Origin of the sequence: Micromonospora sp. NBC_00617, assembly GCF_045161355.1 — a bacterium.
GTDB lineage: Bacteria > Actinomycetota > Actinomycetes > Mycobacteriales > Micromonosporaceae > Micromonospora.
In genome coordinates, this window is record NZ_CP107751.1 from 4509723 (window position 1) to 4528693 (window position 18971).

General features: G+C 71.4%; 23 protein-coding genes. 9 read left to right on the top strand and 14 right to left on the bottom strand.

Features of this window, described 5'->3' with window-relative positions:
- Positions 1-4: 4 nt before the first annotated feature.
- Positions 5-859, bottom strand: a complete 855-nt coding sequence (locus OG505_RS20630; RefSeq protein WP_405426675.1) for an ABC transporter ATP-binding protein — start codon at positions 857-859, stop codon at positions 5-7.
- A 118-nt stretch (positions 860-977) separates the two neighbouring features.
- Between OG505_RS20630 and OG505_RS20635 the strand changes: the two genes are divergently transcribed.
- Together OG505_RS20635 and OG505_RS20640 are read left to right on the top strand one after the other, a co-directional pair.
- Positions 978-1985 carry an ABC transporter ATP-binding protein gene (locus tag OG505_RS20635; RefSeq protein WP_405426677.1) on the top strand — a complete coding sequence of 336 codons (1008 nt, stop codon included), beginning with the start codon at positions 978-980 and terminating at the stop codon, positions 1983-1985.
- Positions 1982-2992 carry an ABC transporter permease subunit gene (locus tag OG505_RS20640; protein ID WP_405426679.1) on the top strand — a complete coding sequence of 337 codons (1011 nt, stop codon included), beginning with the start codon at positions 1982-1984 and terminating at the stop codon, positions 2990-2992. The genes OG505_RS20635 and OG505_RS20640 overlap by 4 nt, the downstream gene beginning before the upstream one ends.
- Positions 2993-3127: 135 nt before the next feature.
- Here OG505_RS20640 and OG505_RS20645 read toward each other — a convergent pair whose 3' ends face one another.
- On the bottom strand, positions 3128-4303 hold the full coding sequence (locus OG505_RS20645; RefSeq protein WP_405426680.1) for an ROK family protein: 1176 nt from the start codon (positions 4301-4303) through the stop codon (positions 3128-3130).
- Positions 4304-4469: 166 nt separating this feature from the next.
- Between OG505_RS20645 and OG505_RS20650 the strand changes: the two genes are divergently transcribed.
- The 4 genes from OG505_RS20650 (at position 4470) to OG505_RS20665 (ending at position 7811) form a co-directional block, all read left to right on the top strand.
- Positions 4470-5924, top strand: coding sequence for a glycoside hydrolase family 3 N-terminal domain-containing protein (locus OG505_RS20650; protein ID WP_405426682.1), 1455 nt, complete (start codon positions 4470-4472; stop codon positions 5922-5924).
- A gap of 159 nt (positions 5925-6083) precedes the next feature.
- Positions 6084-6659, top strand: coding sequence for a hypothetical protein (locus OG505_RS20655; RefSeq protein ID WP_405426683.1), 576 nt, complete (start codon positions 6084-6086; stop codon positions 6657-6659).
- Entirely contained in the window at positions 6656-7150 is a 495-nt protein-coding gene (locus tag OG505_RS20660) for a thiol-disulfide oxidoreductase DCC family protein (protein ID WP_405426685.1), read from the top strand. Before OG505_RS20655 ends, OG505_RS20660 begins: the two co-directional genes overlap by 4 nt.
- Entirely contained in the window at positions 7113-7811 is a 699-nt protein-coding gene (locus OG505_RS20665) for a TetR family transcriptional regulator (protein ID WP_405426687.1), read from the top strand. Before OG505_RS20660 ends, OG505_RS20665 begins: the two co-directional genes overlap by 38 nt.
- 241 nt (positions 7812-8052) lie before the next feature.
- Here the strand turns inward: OG505_RS20665 and OG505_RS20670 are convergent, their stop codons facing one another.
- Both OG505_RS20670 and OG505_RS20675 read right to left on the bottom strand, forming a co-directional pair.
- Complete coding sequence (locus tag OG505_RS20670) at positions 8053-8715, bottom strand: GNAT family N-acetyltransferase (protein WP_405426688.1); 663 nt, start codon at positions 8713-8715, stop codon at positions 8053-8055.
- 31 nt (positions 8716-8746) lie between these two features.
- On the bottom strand, positions 8747-8872 hold the full coding sequence (locus tag OG505_RS20675; RefSeq protein WP_405426690.1) for a hypothetical protein: 126 nt from the start codon (positions 8870-8872) through the stop codon (positions 8747-8749).
- Between the two features lie 374 nt (positions 8873-9246).
- Here OG505_RS20675 and OG505_RS20680 point away from each other — a divergent pair, with 374 nt between their 5' ends.
- Positions 9247-9765 (top strand): hypothetical protein, encoded by a 519-nt coding sequence (locus tag OG505_RS20680; RefSeq protein ID WP_405426692.1) that lies wholly within the window; start codon positions 9247-9249, stop codon positions 9763-9765.
- Positions 9766-9775: 10 nt separating this feature from the next.
- Here OG505_RS20680 and OG505_RS20685 read toward each other — a convergent pair whose 3' ends face one another.
- On the bottom strand, positions 9776-10507 hold the full coding sequence (locus OG505_RS20685) for a Clp protease N-terminal domain-containing protein (protein ID WP_405426694.1): 732 nt from the start codon (positions 10505-10507) through the stop codon (positions 9776-9778).
- 60 nt (positions 10508-10567) lie between these two features.
- Positions 10568-11572, bottom strand: a complete 1005-nt coding sequence (locus tag OG505_RS20690; protein ID WP_405426696.1) for a glycosyltransferase — start codon at positions 11570-11572, stop codon at positions 10568-10570.
- Between the two features lie 123 nt (positions 11573-11695).
- On the opposite strand from OG505_RS20690, the gene OG505_RS20695 reads away from it, so the two are divergent.
- Complete coding sequence (locus OG505_RS20695; RefSeq protein WP_405434620.1) at positions 11696-12508, top strand: DUF72 domain-containing protein; 813 nt, start codon at positions 11696-11698, stop codon at positions 12506-12508.
- 233 nt (positions 12509-12741) lie between these two features.
- On the top strand, positions 12742-13167 hold the full coding sequence (locus OG505_RS20700) for a VOC family protein (RefSeq protein ID WP_405426697.1): 426 nt from the start codon (positions 12742-12744) through the stop codon (positions 13165-13167).
- A gap of 87 nt (positions 13168-13254) precedes the next feature.
- Here the strand turns inward: OG505_RS20700 and OG505_RS20705 are convergent, their stop codons facing one another.
- From OG505_RS20705 to amcA (OG505_RS20740), 8 genes are all read right to left on the bottom strand, one after another.
- Positions 13255-13821, bottom strand: a complete 567-nt coding sequence (locus tag OG505_RS20705; protein ID WP_405426699.1) for a kinase — start codon at positions 13819-13821, stop codon at positions 13255-13257.
- A 20-nt stretch (positions 13822-13841) separates the two neighbouring features.
- Entirely contained in the window at positions 13842-15497 is a 1656-nt protein-coding gene (locus OG505_RS20710; protein WP_405426701.1) for a glycoside hydrolase family 44 protein, read from the bottom strand.
- A 135-nt stretch (positions 15498-15632) separates the two neighbouring features.
- Complete coding sequence (locus tag OG505_RS20715; protein WP_405434621.1) at positions 15633-16202, bottom strand: kinase; 570 nt, start codon at positions 16200-16202, stop codon at positions 15633-15635.
- Between the two features lie 15 nt (positions 16203-16217).
- A complete protein-coding gene (locus OG505_RS20720) occupies positions 16218-16880 on the bottom strand; it encodes a pentapeptide repeat-containing protein (protein WP_405426703.1) in 663 nt (220 codons plus the stop codon).
- Between the two features lie 60 nt (positions 16881-16940).
- Positions 16941-17123, bottom strand: coding sequence for a multiple cyclophane-containing RiPP AmcA (amcA, locus tag OG505_RS20725; protein ID WP_357558568.1), 183 nt, complete (start codon positions 17121-17123; stop codon positions 16941-16943).
- The gene (amcB, locus tag OG505_RS20730) at positions 17120-18256 is read right to left on the bottom strand and encodes a cyclophane-forming radical SAM peptide maturase AmcB (RefSeq protein WP_405426705.1); all 1137 of its coding nucleotides are present in this window, start codon (positions 18254-18256) and stop codon (positions 17120-17122) included. The genes amcA (OG505_RS20725) and amcB overlap by 4 nt, the downstream gene beginning before the upstream one ends.
- The gene (locus tag OG505_RS20735; protein ID WP_405426707.1) at positions 18253-18600 is read right to left on the bottom strand and encodes a hypothetical protein; all 348 of its coding nucleotides are present in this window, start codon (positions 18598-18600) and stop codon (positions 18253-18255) included. Before OG505_RS20735 ends, amcB begins: the two co-directional genes overlap by 4 nt.
- Positions 18597-18761 carry a multiple cyclophane-containing RiPP AmcA gene (gene amcA / locus OG505_RS20740; protein ID WP_327031735.1) on the bottom strand — a complete coding sequence of 55 codons (165 nt, stop codon included), beginning with the start codon at positions 18759-18761 and terminating at the stop codon, positions 18597-18599. Before amcA (OG505_RS20740) ends, OG505_RS20735 begins: the two co-directional genes overlap by 4 nt.
- Positions 18762-18971: the final 210 nt, after the last annotated feature.

The following is an 18971-nucleotide window of genomic DNA, read 5'->3' on the forward strand; positions in this document are numbered from 1 at the left end:
CCGCTCAGGCGGCGCGCGCGGTGTAGCGGTCGCCGGACCGCTCGACCACCAGCGGCAGACCGAAGGTCTTGGAGAGGTTGTCGCCGGTCACCGTCTGGGCGAGCAGCCCCTGGGCGACGACGGCGCCCTCGCGCAGCAGCAGCGCGTGGGTGAACCCGGGTGGGATCTCCTCCACGTGGTGGGTGACGAGCACCATGGCGGGGGCGTCCGGGTCGTACGCCAGCTCGGCCAGCCGGGTGACCAGGTCCTCGCGGCCACCCAGGTCGAGGCCGGCGGTGGGCTCGTCGAGCAGCAGCAGCTCCGGGTCGGTCATCAGTGCCCGGGCGATCTGGACGCGCTTGCGTTCGCCCTCGGAGAGGGTGCCGTAGCGGCGCTCGGCGAGGTTGCCGACGCCGAGCTGGCTGAGCAACGCCCGCGCCCGCGCCTCGTCGCCGCGGTCGTAGCTCTCCCGCCAGCGCCCGACCACCGACCAGGCGGCGGTCACCACCACGTCGCTGACCTGCTCGTCGGCGGGCACCCGCTCGGCGAGCGCGGCGGTGGAGAGCCCGATGCGGGTACGCAGCTCGTTGACGTCGGTGCGGCCGATCCGCTCACCGAGCACGTGCGCGACGCCGGTGGTGGGGTGCAGCCGGCCGGCGGCCAGGTTGAGCAGGGTGGTCTTGCCCGCGCCGTTGGGGCCGAGCACCACCCAGCGCTCGTCCAGCTCGACCCGCCAGGTCAGGTCCTGCAGCAGGGCGGTGCCGGAGCGGCGTACGCCGACGCTGTCGAGGCTGACCACCAGATCCGGGTCCACGGGGGCGGCGGCAGGCGCGGCGCCGGCAGCGCCGGGGATCAGGTCACCAGTCACCTGTCCATCCAACCACGCAGCGCCGGGGCGCCCCCCATGGGCGGCGTCCGGGCCATAGGGTGAGCGCCGTGTCGTTGATCACCATCGCTAGGGGACGGCTCGTGACAGGTCGAGGTTCGGAGCCGCGCGGATGAGCGCGGTCATCGAGATCGAGGGTCTGCGTAAGACCTTCCACAGCGTGCGCAACGGTCGGCTGGTGGCGGTGGACGGGTTCGACCTGCTGGTCGAGGCGGGTCAGGTCCACGGTTTCCTCGGCCCGAACGGCTCCGGCAAGACGACAACCCTGCGTGCCCTGCTCGGGCTGGTACGCGCCGACAGCGGGGTGATGAAGGTGTTCGGCGAGCGATCGCCGGAGCTGCTGCCCCGGGTGGCCGGGCGGGTCGGCGCGATCGTGGAGAGCCCACAGTTCTTCGGCAACTTCACCGGGCACCGCACGCTGCGGCTGCTCGCCCGCGCGGGCGGGGTGCCGGTCTCCCGGGTGGACGAGGCCCTGGAGTTGGTGGGCCTGCGTGACCGTGGTGACGAGCGGGTCAAGGGCTACTCGCTGGGGATGAAGCAGCGCCTCGCGGTGGCGTCGGCGTTGTTGAAGGATCCACAGCTGCTGATCCTGGACGAGCCGGCGAACGGTCTGGACCCGGCGGGGATCCGGGAGATGCGGGACCTGATGCGGACGCTGGCGGCGGCCGGGGTGACAGTGCTGGTGTCCAGTCACATCCTGGGCGAGATCCAGCTGATCTGCGACCACGTCACGATCATCTCGCGGGGCCGGCGGGTGGCGGCGGGCCGGGTGGACGAGGTGCTGGCCGGCTACGACCGGCACGAGTTCCTGGTCCGGGTGGCCGAGCCGGAGCGCGCCGCCGAGGTGTTGCAGGCGGTGGAGCTGACGGCGGTCGTGGACGGAGACGCGCTTGTGGTGAGCGGGGTGACCGATCCGACGGTGGTCAGTCGGGCGCTCGGCGAGCAGGGGCTGTGGGTGGGTGAGCTGACGCCGCTGCGGCCGGATCTGGAGAGCGTCTTCCTGGAGCTGACCGGCGCCGGGCACACGTGGATGCCCCGGCAGGTCGACGGTTCGGCGGTGCCGGCGGACGACGAGGACCGCGCGATGATCGATCTCGACGTACGGGGAGTGGACTCGTGAACCTGGTCCGGGCCGAGTTGGAGCGGCTGGCCGCGCGCCGCTTCGTGCAGCTCATGGTCGTCCTGCTGGCGCTGGCATTCGCCGTCACCGCGGCGACCACACTGGCCGGCTCACACAAGCCCAGCGCCGAGGAGATGGCCTCGGCGCGGACGCAGGCCATCGACGCACGGCAGGGCATGGAGGCAGCGTTCCAGGAGTGCCTGGCCTGGAAGGACCGCACGGTCCCCCGCGACACCGGCGACTATCAACCCGCAGACTGCTCGGAGATCGACCCGGCCCGGCAGGACCGGTTGCCCATCGCTTCGGACTATCTGCGCGGGGTGTTCAGCTTCGCCCAGCAGGCTCGCCCGCTGCTGTACTTCCTCATCGCGTTCCTGGCGATGTTCGGGTTCCTGGTCGGCGCCTCGTACATCGGCGCGGACCTGAACTCCGGCGGGGTGGTGAACCTGCTGCTGTGGCGACCGCGCCGGCTCACGGTGCTCGCCGCCAAGCTCGGCACCCTGCTCGGCGTGGTGCTGGCGTTGTCGGTGGTGGCCTCGCTGGTCTACCTGGCCACGTTCTGGGTGATCGGTCAGACGGCAGGGCTGGCCGGCCAGCTCGACGGGGAGTTCTGGCGGTCGCTGGGCGCCGTCCACGGCCGAGGTCTGGTGCTGGTGTTGCTGACCACCGCCCTGGGCTTCGCCATCGCGACGCTGGGCCGGCACACGTCGGCGGCGCTCGGTGCCGTCGCTGCGTACGCGGTGGTGTGGGAGTTGGGCGCCCGGGTGGTGCTGGAGATCGTGGACGCCCGGCGGCCGGACCAGCTGATGCTCTCCAGCCACATCGGGGCGTGGCTCACCGGCGAGGCACGGTTCTGGGATCCGCAGCTCTGCTACAACTCGACGGGTGCCTTCTGCGACGGTCTCTACACCCTGACCTGGCGGCCTGCGCTGGCCGTGCTGCTTCTGCTCGCCGGCGGGTTGACCGCAGCGGCGTTCACCGTGTTCCGCCGCCGCGACCTGGTCTGAGGCGGGCCGCCCCGCCAGGCCGCCGCGCCCCGCCAGGCCGCCGCGGCCGGGGCGGGCGGCCACGGCCCGGCGGCAAGAGCTTGCAGTACGGCCGGCGTCGGTGAAATATTCCTTCACATGACCGCCAGGGCGGAATCAGCCGACGGTGGAGCCGAACACCTCGTCGCGGACGGCGTCCAAGGCGGTGCGCAGCGCACCGCGCAGGATCGGCTCCTCGGTGACGCCGGTGGGCACCACCCGTGGCCGGACCAGGGTGATCGCCGCGACCTCCCGCTGCACCCGGTCGGCGAGCGCCGTCCCGCCGGCCTGGCCGACCTCGCCGGCCAGCACGACCAACGGCGGGTCGAGCACCACGCAGGTGCTGGCCACGCCGAGCGCGAGCCGACGGGCCAGCTCGTCGAGCATCGGGCCACCCGCGGCGCCACCCGCGACGGCCGCGCGGACGGCCTCGGCGGCGTCGCTGTCCGGGTAGCCGTGCTCGCGGGCCACCGCGCGCACCGAGTCGCCGCCGATCACCTGCTGGAAGGCCGGCTTGGCACGCCGCGAGACGTCGCGCGGGATCGGCGCTCCGGGCACCGGCAGGTAGCCGATCTCGCCGGCCGCGCCGCTGCTGCCGTGGTGCAGGCGGCCACCCAGCATGATCGCCAGGCCGACGCCGGCGCCCACCCAGACGAGGACGAAGTCGGCCACGCCCTGCGCGGCGCCGGACTGCGCCTCGGCCACCGCGGCCAGGTTGACGTCGTTCTCGAAGACCACCGGCGTGTGCAGGTCGTCGCGCAGCGCGGCGAGCAGACCGCTGTGCCAGCGCGGCAGGTTGAAGGCGAAGGTGATGTCGCCGGTGTGCGGGTCGACCAGGCCCGGCGTGCCGAGCACGATCCGGCGGACGCTGCTGAGCTGCGCCTGGGCGCTGCTGGCGGCCTGCACCACGGCGTTGTGCACCACGCCCACCGGATCGTCGGTGTCCCGCGTCGACTGCTCCACGCGGCCGATGACCGCGCCGGTGATGTCGGCGCACGCGGCCACCACGCGGTCCGGCCCGACGTCCACCCCGACGACGTGGGCGCTGCTCGGACGCACCGCATAGAGCTGGGCGTTCGGCCCTCGCCCGCCGGCCTGCTCGCCGACCCGGCTGACCAGGCCGCGCTCCTCCAGCCGCTCGACGAGTTGCGAGGCGGTGACCTTGGACAGCCCGGTCAGCTCGCCGAGCCGGGCCCGGGTGAGCGGCCCACGCTCCAGCAGCAGTTCCAACGCCGCGCGGTCGTTGAGCGCCCGCAACAGGCGGGGGGTGCCGGGCAGCCGGGTCGCACTCATGCCACGTCCTCTAGTTTTAGTAAACTTTGCTAACTGTAAACCGACCTGCGAACGGGTAGCCGTAGCGTAACGGCCACCCGGAGGCAGAGTGCTCGGCCGACCCGGCAGGGCGACGACCACCGCGGGTACGACGTCCGTGCCCGGAGGGACCGAAGGGGGAGATCACGTGGGGCTCGATCCAGGACTGCGTCGGCTCGCGCTGGGCACGTTGCTCGCCGCGTACCCGGGACCGGTCCCGCCAGACTGGGCGGTCGACCTGGTGGCCGACGGGCTGGCCGGGCACACCCTGTTCGGCACGAACGTGCACGACCCCGCGCAGGTGGCGGCGGGCATCGCAGCGCTGCGCGCCGGCCGGACCGACGTGCTGATCGCCATCGACGAGGAGGGTGGCGACGTGACCCGGCTGGCACACGCCACCGGCAGCCCGTACCCCGGCAACGCCGCACTCGGCGCGGTCGACGACGTGGAGCTGACCCGACGGGTCTACCGGTCGATCGGCGCCGAACTGGCCGCGCTCGGCATCACCGTCAACCTCGCACCCACCGTCGACGTGAACACCGCCGACGACAACCCCGTGATCGGCACCCGCTCCTTCGGCGCCGACCCCGTCCGGGTGGCCGCCCACTCGGCCGCCGCCGTGAGCGGCCTGCAGTCCGCCGGCGTCGCGGCCTGCGCCAAGCATTTCCCCGGCCACGGCGCCACCAGCACCGACTCCCACCACGAGCTGCCCACTGTGGACGTACCGCTGGAGTTGCTGCGCCAGCGGGACCTGCCGCCGTTCGCCGCGATCGTCGCGGCCGGGGCGCGTGCCGTGATGACCGCGCACATCCGGGTGCCGGCGCTGACCGGGGACGATCCGGCCACCTTCAGCCGGGCCGTCCTGGTCGACCTGCTGCGTACCGAGTACGGCTTCACCGGCACGGTGATCACCGACGCGCTGGAGATGAAGGGGGCCGCGGTGGCCGCCGGGGGTGTCGGGCCGGCCGCCGTCCGAGCCCTGTCGGCCGGCGCCGACCTGCTCTGCATCGGCGCGAAGGTCGACGCCGCGCTGGTCGAGCGGGTGGCCGCCGAGATCGCCGAGGCGACCGCCGACGGTCGGCTGCCGCTCGCCCGGGTCGAGGAGGCGGCCGGCCGCGCCGCCGCGCTCGCCGCCTGGACCCGGGCCGCCGGCGGGTCACCGGCCGCCGCGGACCCCGATCTGGGGTACGCGGTGGCACGCCGGGCGGTGCAGGTGGAGGGGGTGCTCACCGGCCTGGATGAGCCACTGGTGGTGCAGGTGCACACCGAGTCCACCATCGCCGAGGGACGGGTGCCGTGGGGCCTCGGCCCGCACCTCGACGGCACGCGGGAGATCCGGGTGATCGCCAGCGAGACCGACCCGGCCACGCTGCGCGGATTGGCCGGCGACCGTCCCATCGTGCTGGTCGGACGACACCTGCACCGGCTGCCCGACGGTCCGCGACTGATCGCCGACCTGGCGGCCCAGCACCCGGTGACCGTGGTGGAGATGGGCTGGCCGGCACAGTGGCGTCCAGCGGGCGTACGCGCCTTCGTCACCACCTACGGCGCGAGCCACGCCAACGGCCGCGCGGCGGCCGAGGCTCTGGGTCTGGCTCACTGAGTCTCGGCGCCGCCCGGTCGGGCTCCAGGGCTCGACCGGGCGGCGCTCAACGCCGCGCCACAGTGTCCACAGTCACTGGTTGCCCCTTCTTGAACATGTTCAATACCCGCTCTAGGCTGACGTTGTCGATAGTTGAACACGTTCAAGGAAGGCGTCCACATGGACATCAAGGTCTGGATGTACGTGATCTACCTGGCGGTCAGCGTCGGCCTGACCATCTGGGTGGCCCGGGCGCTGTCGCGCAACGGGCAGGTCTTCCTGGAGGAGGTGTTCGCCGACGAACGACTCGCCCGAGCGGTCAACAGCCTCCTGGTGGTCGGCTTCTACCTGCTCAACCTCGGCTACGTCACGGTGGCCATGAAGCACCCCGACCCGGTGCTCACCACCAGTCAGGCCATGGAGGAGCTGTCCCTCAAGATCGGCCTGGTGCTGCTGGTGCTCGGCGCGCTGCACTTCTTCAACGTCTTCGCACTGGGCCGCTACCGCCGCAACCGCCTCCGCCAGCTCGCCACGCACCCGCCCATCGCACCGATCGGCCGGCTCCCCATGCCGCCCGCACCGCACGGGGCACACCCGGCCGGGCCCTACCCGGTCGGAGCACAGCCGGTCGGGCCCTACCCGACGGGACCACAGCCGGCGGGACAACAGCCGGCGGGACCCCAGCCGGGCCCCGCACAGCCCCGCGCGGCACAGCCCGGCGCCGACGGGCCGGGAACCAACCCCGTGACCCGATGACCGCCGCACCGGTCGGCGGGCCCGCCGAGACTCCGGATCCCACCGCGTTCTCCGGCGGTGGGGTCCGGGGGTTCACCGTCCTGTTCGACGCGAACTGCCCGCTCTGCCGGGCCGCCCGCCGGTGGCTCGCGTCCCGCGCCCAGCTCGCACCCCTGGAGTTCGTGCCGGCCGGCTCGACCGAGGCCCGGCGGCGCTTTCCCGGCCTGGACCACGACGCGACGCTGCGTGACCTGACCGTCGTGGCCGACACCGGCGAGGTGTACGCGGGCGACGGCGCCTGGTTCGCCTGCCTCTGGGCCTTGGCCGACCACCGGTCGGCGGCCGAGCGGCTGTCCCGGCCGCATCTGCTGCCGCTGGCCCGGCAGGTGGTGGCGACCGCCTCCGCGATCCGGGAGCGGGTTCGCGATCCGTGGGCCGAGCCGAGCGACGAACCGGCGGGATACCGTGACCCCGATGACCGAGCAACCTGCGCCGACGACCACTGCGGGTGAACCTGCGACCGCCCGGGGCGAGCAGACCCGGCAGCTGATCCGGGACACCGCGATGCGGCTGTTCCGTGAGCGCGGCTACGCCCAGACCACGATGCGGGCGATCGCGCAGGAGGCCGGCGTCGCGGTGGGCAATGCCTACTACTACTTCGGCTCGAAGGACCACCTGATCCAGGAGTTCTACGCCCAGTCCCAGGTCGAGCACCGGGCGAAGGCCCAACCGGTGCTCGACCGGGAGGTGGCGTTCGGCGACCGGCTGGCCGGGGTGCTGCACGCCGGCATCGACGTGCTGACCCCGTCGCACGCGTTCGCGGCGACCTTCTTCAAGACCGCGGCCGAGCCGACCTCTCCGCTCAGTCCCTTCTCGGCCGAGTCGTCCGGCCCCCGGCAGGCGGCGATCGAGCTGTTCGCCGAGGTGCTGACCGGCTCGACCGCCAAGGTCGACGCGGAATTGCGCCCTCAGCTGCCCGAGCTGCTCTGGCTGGCGTACATGGGCGTCGTCCTCTACTGGGTGCACGACCGGTCGCCCGGTCAGGTCAAGACCCGGCAGTTGATCGACGGCGTGGTGCCGCTGATCGACCGGCTGGTCGCGTTGTCGCGGCTGCGGGTGCTCCGCCCGGTGACCCGACAGGTGCTCGACCTCATCCGCACGCTGCGTCACTGACCGGTTCGCACCCAACGCGCGGCTCCACCGCAGGTCAAGTCCGTTATTCGACACTCCGACCCGACAGCTGGCACCTTGCACCGGGCAGATTCGATACGTAGCGTGATCGATATCGGATCGACTCGTCAGCGACGCGGCCGATCGCCCGAGAACCGGGGCCTGGGGGCAGGTTGCGGACCGTGGATCCGGCCCGGGATCCACGGTCCGCGCACTGAGACCGGTGCCCGACGGCTGTCCCGTCTCACCGCGGATAGACCCCGTACGCCCGCCAACCCCGGTCCGGGAAGCCCGCCGCCTCCGCCACCCGGGCGGAGGCGTGATTGTCCTTCTCGTGCAGGTAGGTCGGCACCGCCCCCTCGTCCAGGACCCGCCGTGCCGCCTGCGCCACCAGCCGACGCGCGAGGCCCCGACCCCGAGCCGCCGGCGCGGTGCCGATGGCCAGTTCGTGCCCGTACGCGTCGTGGCGTTTTATCCCGGCTCCGGCGAGGTAGGCGCCGTCCATGTCGCGGACCACGAGCACCGGCCGGTCGAACAGCCGCAGCCAGGGCGGCAGGCCGGGGGCGGTCGGCTCGGTCCACTCCCCCACGTCGGGCAGCGGCGCCGGAGACAGACTCCACCGGAACGGACCGTCGTGCACGCAGAAGGTGGGCAGGCCGACGGCTTCCGGCAGCGCCGCGAGCATGCGCTCCGGAGCGCGCTCGACCAACGCCCGGATGGCCGCCACCCGGTCCGGCGCGACGGAGAGCACCGCGCTCCGACCGGTGTCGACAGCGAGGGCCGGACGCAGCCGGCCGTCCCAGGCCGGCCGGAGCCGACGATGCGAGGTGACCACGTGCAGCCCCGGGCCGGCCGGCCACTGGCCGAGCCAGGAGGCCAGGTGCAGTTGCAGCAGCCGGTCGAGCATGCGTACCTCCCGTCACCGGACACGTCGTGGATCACCGTACGCGCAGCGGCCCGACCGGGCGGGCCTTCCCGCCGGGGCCGGGCGGCCCGGGCTCAGGAATGCGCCGGGCGCCGTGCTGCCCGAGATGCGGGAACCGGGTGGCGAGATCGACCGTCATAGGTTTTTCCATACATGGACACCTTTCTTTGGGACGGTATGGTCATGCCGATTCAGCCGAACGACCGCTCTCACCAGGACCCCACGCGACTCTGGCGAGCAGCGGAGGCCGCCGGACCTCTTCCGGCTCAACCGCGCTACCGGGTGACCCGCATGACGGGCGCCCTGCCCTGGGCCAAGCTGAACAAGCTGCCGGCCGGCAGCTCCAGCCGGCACGGCCTCAACACGCGCTGACGCGCCGGCCAGGCCCGGGAGAGCCTCTGACGGTGGTTGGGGACGACACACCGTAGGAGGACCAGCGGCGGCATTCGCACACCTGTCGGGTAATTTCTTCCAGGTCCGGCACCCCGGCCTACGACAGGAGAAGCTCCGCGCATGGGCAAGAAGACGATCCACGTCTCCGACTTCACCGGCACCGTTCTGCAGCAGGACGACGAGGTGGTTCGTGTCGTCGTCCTGGAGCACCCGGACCTGGTCGCCGGGCCCGTGCAGCTCGACGCCACCCCGGGCGAGGTGGAGAGCATCGATGACGCCGCGCTGGACGTGGCGGTGGTGGAGATCCACGACCGGCACGGCGGCGGCGAGCCGCGACGGGTGGTCCTCACCGCCAGCGAGTTCGACGCGATGGCCACCGACGTCCCGATGGCGCAGTTGCTGAAGACGGCCGAGCGGGTCCGTCCACCCAAGGCCCGCAAGAGCGCCGAAAAGATCGACTACGGCACGCTGGAGCACGCCGGCAGGCCGCACCGGGGCCGGGTCACCGAGGAGGAGGCCCGACTGGTCCGCGAGCAACTCGACGAGGTCAACAAGCGACTCGCCGACGCGGGCGTACGCCAGATCGACCCGACCGATCCGGAGCACGCCCTGCGCTACGGCTTCCCCGAGGCGTCCTGACCCCGGGTTCTCACTTCTTTCCGACGGCGGCGGCGAGGGCGGCGGACAGGTCGGCCTCGACCGCCGCCTTGTCCAGGCCGAGGTTGGTGAGCACGCCGGCGCCGTCCTCCTGCTCCAGCAGGGCGAGCAGGATGTGCTCGGTGCCGACGTAGTTGTGCCCGAGGCGCAGCGCCTCCCGGAAGGTCAGCTCCAACGCCTTCTTGCCGCGCGCGTCGTAAGGGATGAGCTCCGGAACCTGCTCCGCCCGCGGCGGGAGGACGGCACCGACCGCCTCCCGCACCGCCTCGGAGGTGGCGCCCCGACCAGCCATCACCCTGGCGGCAAGACCCTCCGACTCGGCCAGCAGGCCCAGCACCAGGTGCTCGGGGCCGATCTCGGCGTTCCCGGCGGCGCGAGCCTCCTCCTGCGAGGCCATCACCACGTTGCGGGCCCGGGGGGTGAACCGGGCGAAGCCGGCGCTGGGGTCGAGCGCCGCGGCCTCGGTGGAGCCCTTCGCCACGAAGCGCTTCTGCGCGGCCTGCTTGCTGACCCCCATGCTGCGGCCGATGTCGGTCCAGGAGGCGCCGGAGCGCCGGGCCTGATCGACGAAGTGCCCGATCAGATGGTCGGCGACCTCGCCGAGGTGATCGGCGGCGATCACCGCGTCGGTGAGCTGGTCGAGCGCGTCGGTGTGCGCCTTCTTGATCGCCTGGATCAGGTCGTCGAGCTTGACGTGGTTCTTCATCTGGAAAGGCTCGGTCATGCGTCAACCATAAGTTGACGACCCCCCTTCGTCAACCCTGGGTTGACGATCTCTCAGTGTTCACCCGACGAACTCCGGCAGGCGCTGGGCGACGGACGCTGGCGAGGGCATCCGGGCGATCTCCTCAGCGATGTCACGGACCGCGTCACGGTGCGCACCGTGCGGCGCGAGCACGCGCCGGGTCTGCTCGGCGACCGCGTCCGCGTCCACCTCACCGGGCAGGAGCCGCAGGGCGACACCGACGGCGCTGAGCGCGGCGGCATCGGCGAACTGGTTGGCGCCCTGCGGAATGAGCACCTGCGGCACACCGGCCGCGAGCGCGCCGAGGGTGGTGCCACTGCCGCCGTGGTGCACCACCGCGTCGACGAGCGGCAGCAACTCCGCCTGCGGCACCCAGCGGTGCACGGTGACCCGGTCGGGAATGTCGCCAAGCTCCTCCGGGGGCACACGGCCCGCCGCGACCACCACCTGCACATTCAGCGTCGCCAGACCGGCGATGGCCGTCCGGAGCAGTTCCGGCGTGCCGAACGCGGTGCCGAGGGACAGATAGATCAATGGCTGGGAGGCCCGGTGTCGCACCGCCGGGGGCAGCGGGGCCGCCATCGAGAAGGCGACCGGCCGCAGCTCGATCCGACGCTCGGTGGCGAGGAACGTCTCGTCCTGCAGGGAGGGCGGCCAGATGTCGAGGTGCGGCCGGCCGACGACCTCGGCGTTCCTGGTGGGCAGTTCGAGGCCGATGCCGTCGGGAAACAGGCGACCGAACCCGTGCCACAGGCCCGGAATGCCCGCCCGATGGGCGGCGACGGCGGCTCCCGGCATCCCCCACTCGTGCACCACCAGGTCGGGTCGAAGACGCGCCAGCTCCGGTTCCAGATCCTCGGCGTACGCCTCGTAGAAGACGTCGCCAGGGCGGAATGGCCGTAGGCCGTTCGCGGCGAGCGGCGCGTGCACCGCCTCGCCTGCGGCGAAATGGACCTCGTGGCCAGCCTCGCGGGCGGCGATGGCCAACGGGATCAGCGGATAGGTGTGACCGACAGAGGCAAGACTGGCGAACAGCACACGCATGGCGCCGCACGCTACCGGCCGCACGGCGACCCGGCTCGACGCACCGACCCGTATACGGTGGGCTCCGGCCTGGCACGGGCCCGGTTCAAGGAGGCGGTCATGCGTCTGCACGTGGGATGCGCGATGTGGACCCACCGGTCGTGGCCGCAGCCGCGTACGTCCCAGGAGCGCCTGCGGCACTACGCGAGCTGGTGCGACGCCGTCGAGGGCAACACCACGTTCTACGCGACGCCGGCCCGGGACACCGTCGCGTCCTGGGCGGCGCAGACGGATCCCCGCTTCCGGTTCGTCCTCAAACTCCCCAAGGTCGTCACGCACGAGCGCCGGCTCACCGACGTCGGCGACCCGCTGCGCGCCTTCCTGGACGCGATCGAGCCCCTCGGTCCCCGCGCCCACGCTCTCTGGATCCAGCTGCCGGGGTCGTTCTCGCCCGCCGACGTGCCAGCCCTCGATCGGTTCCTCGGCCAGCTCCCGCGCTCCCACCGGTACGCCGTGGAGGTTCGCCATCCCGCGTTCTTCACCGACCCGCAGGCGATCCGGCGGCTCGAGGAGACCCTCACCGCGGCCTCGGCCGAGTGGATCCCCTTCGACACCACCGCGTTCTTCGCCAGTGCGCCGACCAGCGACGCGGAACGCGACGCCTGGACCAAGAAGCCACGGGTGCCGCTGCGGTCGGTCGCGCTGACCGACCGCCCGATCGTCCGTTACCTGGGCCGCGACGACAGCGCCCGGACGGTGCAGGGGTGGCAGCGCTGGGTCGAGGTCGCCGCCGACTGGCTGCGCGAGGGCCGCTCCCCCACCGTGTTCGTCCACACGCCGGACAACGCCGACGCGCTCACACTCGCCCGCCGCTTCCACGACGAGGTACGGGCGCGCGTGCCGGGGCTCGACGCACTGCCCGAACCGATACCGGTCGAACCGCTGACCCTCTTCTGACGCGTACGCCCGCGGTCACCGCTCCCGGTCGAGCAGGGCATTGAGGTGATGGGCCGTGCTGATCAGCGAGAGGTGACTGAACGCCTGCGGGAAGTTGCCGATCTGCTCACCGGTGGGCGGCGACTACCCGGGATACCGCGCGCTACACGGCTGGCCGTCTCCGGGCGGGAGACGAAACTGTCGGTGCTCGCCGATAGCGTGACCACCAGACGACATCGACGAGAGGACACCCGGTGAGCCTGCGCGGATTCGCCACCTTGAACATCTGGGCCGACGACGTGGCGGCGGCCACGGACTGGTACGCCCGATTCCTGGGCCAGGAGGCGTACTTCTCGCGGCCCGGCCCGGACGGGCGTCCCGCCTACACGGAATTCCGCCTCGGCGACTACCAGGCGGAGCTGGGCATCATCGACCGCAGGTACGCGCCACCCGGCGCGGCGACCGGGCCCGGTGGCGCTGTCATGCACTGGCACGTGGACGACCTCGACGCCACCGTGGAACGGCTCCTCGCCATGGGTGCCACGGAATACCAGCCGATCACGCCCCACGGGGACGCGGGGTTCGTCACCGCGGCGGTGGTGGACCCCTTCGGCAACGTGCTGGGCGTCATGACCAACCCGCACTACCTCGACATTCTCGCGTCCCGCAGGCCGGCCTGACCTGAACGTGCCCGACTTCCCCCGTACCCCGCCGCTCAGCGTCGATGATCCCGATCGGCTCGCCTGCAGCGGCCGGCTGGGGCTGCGCTACGGGTGCGGAAGCTTCGGGAGCAGGTCGTCGTCACCGCCGATCTGGGGTAGCCCGGCAGCAGCCGCGATGGCCTCGACGGCCTCGTCCAGTCCGGTGGTCTCGGGAAGGACGAGTTCGTCGGGCCAGCCCAGCACGTCACGGGCGGCATACCAGCCGCTCATCTGCTCGGCGGTGAACTCCGTGGCCTGCGGCCGGGTGAGATGCCGGCGCAGGGTCTCGGCCAGGGACACGTCGAGATAGCAGAACAGCGATCGCCCTGGGTGGCCGTTCCGCAGCGAGGTCAGCATGCTGCGATAGCGGCTGCTGTGCATGATGCCCTCCAACACGACGTGATAGCCGTGGTCGAGGGCGAACCGAACGGTCTGCCCGATCAACGCCGGTGCCGCACCGCCGGGCCTGTCCCGTTCGCGCAGGACGACGCGGCGCAGGTAGTCCTGCTCGACCAGGGCACAGCCCCGGCCGTGCCGACGTCGTAGCTCGCGGGCGATGCTGCTCTTGCCCGAGCCGGAGTTTCCCCGGATGCAGACGAGGATCGTATCCGGGCTGCCAGTGACGACACCCATCCCGACCGGGCGGTGGACGCTCAGCGTCGGCGCTGCGGCACGACGAGCAGCGTCACGGAGTTCGCCGGGTACGTCGCGCTGACGCCGCCCCGGGCCACCCGGAGATCCGTACCGCGGACGATCGAGGTGAGGTCGGTCGGGCCGTAGGTGAACCGCTGCGCCTTGTCCCCGCCGTGGAATCCGGCGAGCGCCAACCGTGAGGTCAGATCGCCACCCGTCTTGTTGACCACCATCAGGGTGAGGGCCTTGTCGGACGAGCGTTGCGCGGCGTAGACCGCGAGCTGCCCCTGGTCGCTGCTGACCGCCGACACGCTCACGTCGCCGAACCTGCTGCCGGCTCCGTCGTAGTTCCGGTACATCCGGAACGCGTACGCGCCGGGATCGGTCGGTTTGGGTTCGCCCCAGATGGTGGCCAGGTCCAGCCCCTCGCGCCCGAAGATGCCGAGGACGTCGGCCTGCGCGAGCGCGCCGTTGATGTCGTCCAGCGCGCCCCAGTTGTATTCGGTGATGGCGACCTTGGTGCCGGGGTAGTACTGCGCGACCCATGCCTTCATCTGGCGGATGAACTGCAACGGCGGCGCGTTCACCCCACCGGGGCCGATCCACGACTCGTCGACGTACGTCGGATCCCACAGCGACCGGGTGGACCGCAGCCGCAGCGCGTTGGCCTCCGCGTCCTTCCCACCGCTGATCTGCGGGTAGTAGTGCTGATCGAAGTAGTCGAGGAAGCGCTTCCCGCCGTGGGCATCGCCGAAGTCCTTCATGTTCTTCAGATACCACTGGGACAGGTTGAGCCCTCCGTGCGCCGCCGCGTCGGCACCCGGGGCACATCCGTCCACGCCGGACGCCACCCATTCGCAGTAGCCCCAGCCGGACGGGCCGAGCACCGCGGCGCGCGGGTCGGCGGCCTTGATGGCCGCGGCGGTCGCCGTGCCCTTGCCGCCCAGCTCGTCGTAGCTCACCGGGTCGGGATGCACGTCGCGGTGGGTGGAGTTCCACAGCACCGGCTCGTTGTCGAGTTCGTAGATTGACACGCCGCCACGCGACGCCGGGCCGAACTGGTTCACCAGATGGGACACCATCTCGCCGGCGAATGACGCGTCGGCCGGGATCGAGGTGTCCGTGGGTACCGCACCGGTCAGGTTCGCGTCGGCGTGCCGGCCGTTGCCACAGTTGGGGTCCCACTGGTCGAACGAGTCCTGCTCCGGAAATCGGGTGGCCGGAAAGCCGCAGGCGAACGGGTGCGACGAGGGCGAGTCCTTTGCCACCCACCCGATCAACGGCACGGCGACCACCTGCTTGGTCCCGTGGTCCCGGTTTCGCTTAACGAACGCCTCGACGGTGTTGTCGGGCCCGGCCACGATGTTCTCGAAGTACCAGTCGCTGCCCGTGTTGTACGTGTGGTTCTTGAAGTTGTAGCGGCTGGTCGCGTTACCGCCCCAGCGCGCCACCGGCGTGCCGAGTTCAGCGACGAGCGAGGGGTCGCCGCCGTTCATGCCGTAGATGTCGGGGCTGATCGCGTGCCGGGCGGCGGACACGTCCACGGTCAGGGCGAGCCCGGTGGCGGCCGCCGCCGGGCCGGCGGCGACCTGGGTGGTCAGCAGCCCCGCCACGAGAGATCCGGCCACACCGATCACCGTGGCCGGGCGCGGCTTGCGCCGTCGTTGCACACCCATCAGAAACTCCCGCCGCCGATCAGCCCGGGACGGACTGAACTCGCAGACATATTACTACCCGTCTATATTAAGTCAATCGATAGAGATCGATAGGTGAGGTTTTATTCGTCCCGGTGGCCGCGACCGTCGGGTGCTCTACGGGTACGCGACGTTCGGCGGCAGGTCATCGTCGCGCCCGGTCTGGGGCAGTCCGGCAGCAGCCGCGATGACCTCGACGGCCTCGTCCAGCACCGTGGTCTCGGGGAGGACGAGTTCGTCGGGCCAGCCCAGGACGTCGTGGGCGGCGTACCAGCCGCTCATGTGCTCGGCGGTGAACTCACTGACCTGCGGACGGGTGGGGTGCCGGCGCAGGGTCTCGGCCAGGGACACGTCGAGATAGCAGAACAGCGACCGGCCCCGGTGGTCGTCCCGCAGTGCGGTCAGCATGCTCCGATAGCGGCTGGCGTACATGATGCCCTCCAGCACTACGTGGTAGCCGTGGTCCAGTGCGAACCGAACGGTCTGCCCGATCAGCGCGGGTGCCGCACCGCCGGGTTTGTCCCGCTCGCGCAGCACGATACGGCGCAGGTAGTCCTGCTCCACCAGGGCGCAGCCCCGACCGTGCCGGCGTCGTAGCTCGCGGGCGATGCTGCTCTTGCCCGAACCGGAATTGCCCCGGACGCAGACGAGGATCGTGTCCGGGCTGCCAGTGGGCTCAGCGAGCACCATGCCTCCTCGGCTTCAGTCGTTGCGGACGGTGAGGCCGAGCGCGGCGACGGCCAGCTGGGCGAGGTCAGGAAGTTGGTCCTCGCCAAGGGTGACGCCGCGCAGGTTGTCCAGCGGCGTCTTGAGGCCCTGGAGCCGGCTGCCGCGCAGGTCGGTGCCGTCGAGGTGGCAGGAGTCCAACTCCAGACCGGCGAGGTCACATGACCGCAGCGCGATGCGAGGTAGGCGGCAGGAAGACCACGCGCCGTTGGTGAGAGTGCAGTCGGTGAACGCGACCGAGCCGGCGGCGGTGACGCGGTGGAAGGTGGCGTAGTCGAAGCGGCAGCTGTCGAACAGGACGTCCTTGAGGCGGACATCGGTGAGTCTGGTGCCGGTGAACCGGGAGCCGCTGATCGCGCACCGTTCGATGGTGACGCCGGTCAGGGTCACGCCGGAGAAGTCAGTGCGAGTTATCTCGCAACCGTAGAGACTGCCGGCTTCCCAGGTGCTCTCGCTCAGGTCCACGCCGGTGATCAGGCTGCTGCGGATGTGGGCGTCCTGAAGGTGCGAGCCTTGCCACGCGGCGCCCTCGACGAGGGCCTCGGTGAGGTCGCCGGCCAGGTCCGTCGTGGTGTCGAGGTCGTCCGGTTCGAGGTCCGGCAGCAGAACCTTCACGTCGCCGATCGTGGTGGTGCGCATGTGTCCTCAACCTGTGTGGGCGCGGGGTGGGCACGCCACCCCGCGCGTCCCGTGGTGGGGCTACTTCTTCTTGTTCCAGTTGTCCCAGCCGGGTCGACTGTCGAACTTACCCTTATTGTCCCAGGCGGGGCGGTTGTCGAACTTCGCCGCGTCGATCGACGCCACCGACCGCTCCGGGTCGACGCCGAGGCGAGCGAGTTGCTCGGGTGCGGCGTTGACGAGGACCGCGAGAGCGTTGGTCATGGTGCTTCTCCTTGAGGGGCGAGGTGATCCGCGGCGGCGCGGACGAGGGCCTGTCGGGTGGTCCGGCAGTAGGCGGTTTCATGGGCGGTGAACGTCGCGTGCTCGAAGTAGCGGTTGCCGGCCTGGGCGCCGCGGCAGAAGTCGTAGAAGGCGCAGCGATCGGCGCAGTCGTTGAGAGCCGCAATGAACTCGGCGACGTAGTCCAGGTCGCCGGCGCGGGCGAGCATGGCGGTGATCGGCTGATGGAGGACGTTGCCGGCGATGAAGTCGCCGTATCGCGGCTCGGTGATGCCGAGCAGTTCCGGTGACAGCAGCACCACCTGCCCATCCCAAGAGACGGTCGGGATCGGCTCATACGGCGCGTGGTCGACGCGGCCAGCGCGGGTGGCGGCGAGATAGTCGGCCAACCGGTCCACGTCGCGGATCCGCAGCGGGCTGCCGCCAACGCGACGTGCGATGAGGCGCTGCCAGAACCGGTACGCGGCGTCCTCCGACACCGGTGCCCGGTCGGCGCCCTCCTGCTCTTCGATGTTGAAGCCCACCGACTCGCAGCCGGGCAGGCCGGTGAAGAAGTCGATGAGGGCTTCCGCGTGGTCGATGGTTTCCGGGGTGACTACACAGATCACCGAATACCTCAGCCCTGCCTCGGCCAGGGTCTGTATGCCGCGCAGAGTGCGGGCGTCTGTTGACGTGCCGGCCCGGTCGAGGCGGTTCCGGTTCAACGCGCCCGGTCCGTCGAGGCTGACCCCGATCTCGAACCCATAAGCGATGAAGAGCTCGCACCATTGCCGGTTGATCAACGTCGCGTTCGTTTGGATCTCGTGACGCACCATCCCCGCGCGCCGAAGCTCCTCGAACGGGGCCAATAAACCACGGAACAACCCGATGGGAGTGGCGATGGGTTCGCCCCCGTGCCACACGACGCTCACCGGATGACCGCTGTTCTGCTGGGCGATCGACTCGGCGCAAGCCTGCGCGACCGCGCCGCTCATCAGGCGGAGGGATCTCCGGTCGGGCAGGTAGCAGTAGGTGCAGTCGAGGTTGCAAAAGCTCGTCGGCTGCACGACCAGGGTGTGGAAGCTGCCGGCGACCGCCGGCTGGCCGGTGACGTTGATGAAGCCGATGCCGTTCACGAGGAGGCCTCTTCGATGCTGCCGGCCGTGGTGGTACTGACGCGGTAGGCGTGGGTGTGGCGTGCGGGCCAGCCGAGGAACCGGTCGAACATGTCGGCGGCGCTGCCCGTGACGCTCGGGTTGAGCCGATGCAGGTCGTCGATCGCGTCGTGCAGGCAGCCGGCCAGGTAGAGGAACAGGCTCACCGGCTCTTCCCGGTACTCGGCGAGGAGCGCGAGCTTCGCCGCGCCGCAGGGCCACGGCTGCCCGCACCGGCGGCACAGCCACAGCGGGCGCATCGGCAGATGTTCCACCTCGGCTGGCGCGAGCCGGTTCGCCGCGAGACGGCGCTGCTGCCCGGTCACCGGCGACCGCCCTCGCGGGCCTGCTGCTCGAACAGCCGACGCCACACGAAGGTCAGCAGCGGAGGATCAGCGCGCCGCACCTGACCCTGTGAGGACGTCCACCTGGGCTCGGGGCGCCGGGACTGGCTGGCCATCGCGTTACGCGAGACGTACACCGTCATGCCTCCACCCCCACCAGGATCGATGAGCGGCGGGCTCGCCGGGGGAATGGCGAGCCCGCCGCCGCATCACAGCGGCTGGGAGCAGGCCGCCGATCACCCACCCACGCAGCCCTCATGGCGGTACGCAGGCGGGGAGAACACCGAGACAGTTCGTGCCAGGACGGGCCGAGCCAGCGGCCCAAGCCGTGGTGTGGTGCGCCGCCCATCGAT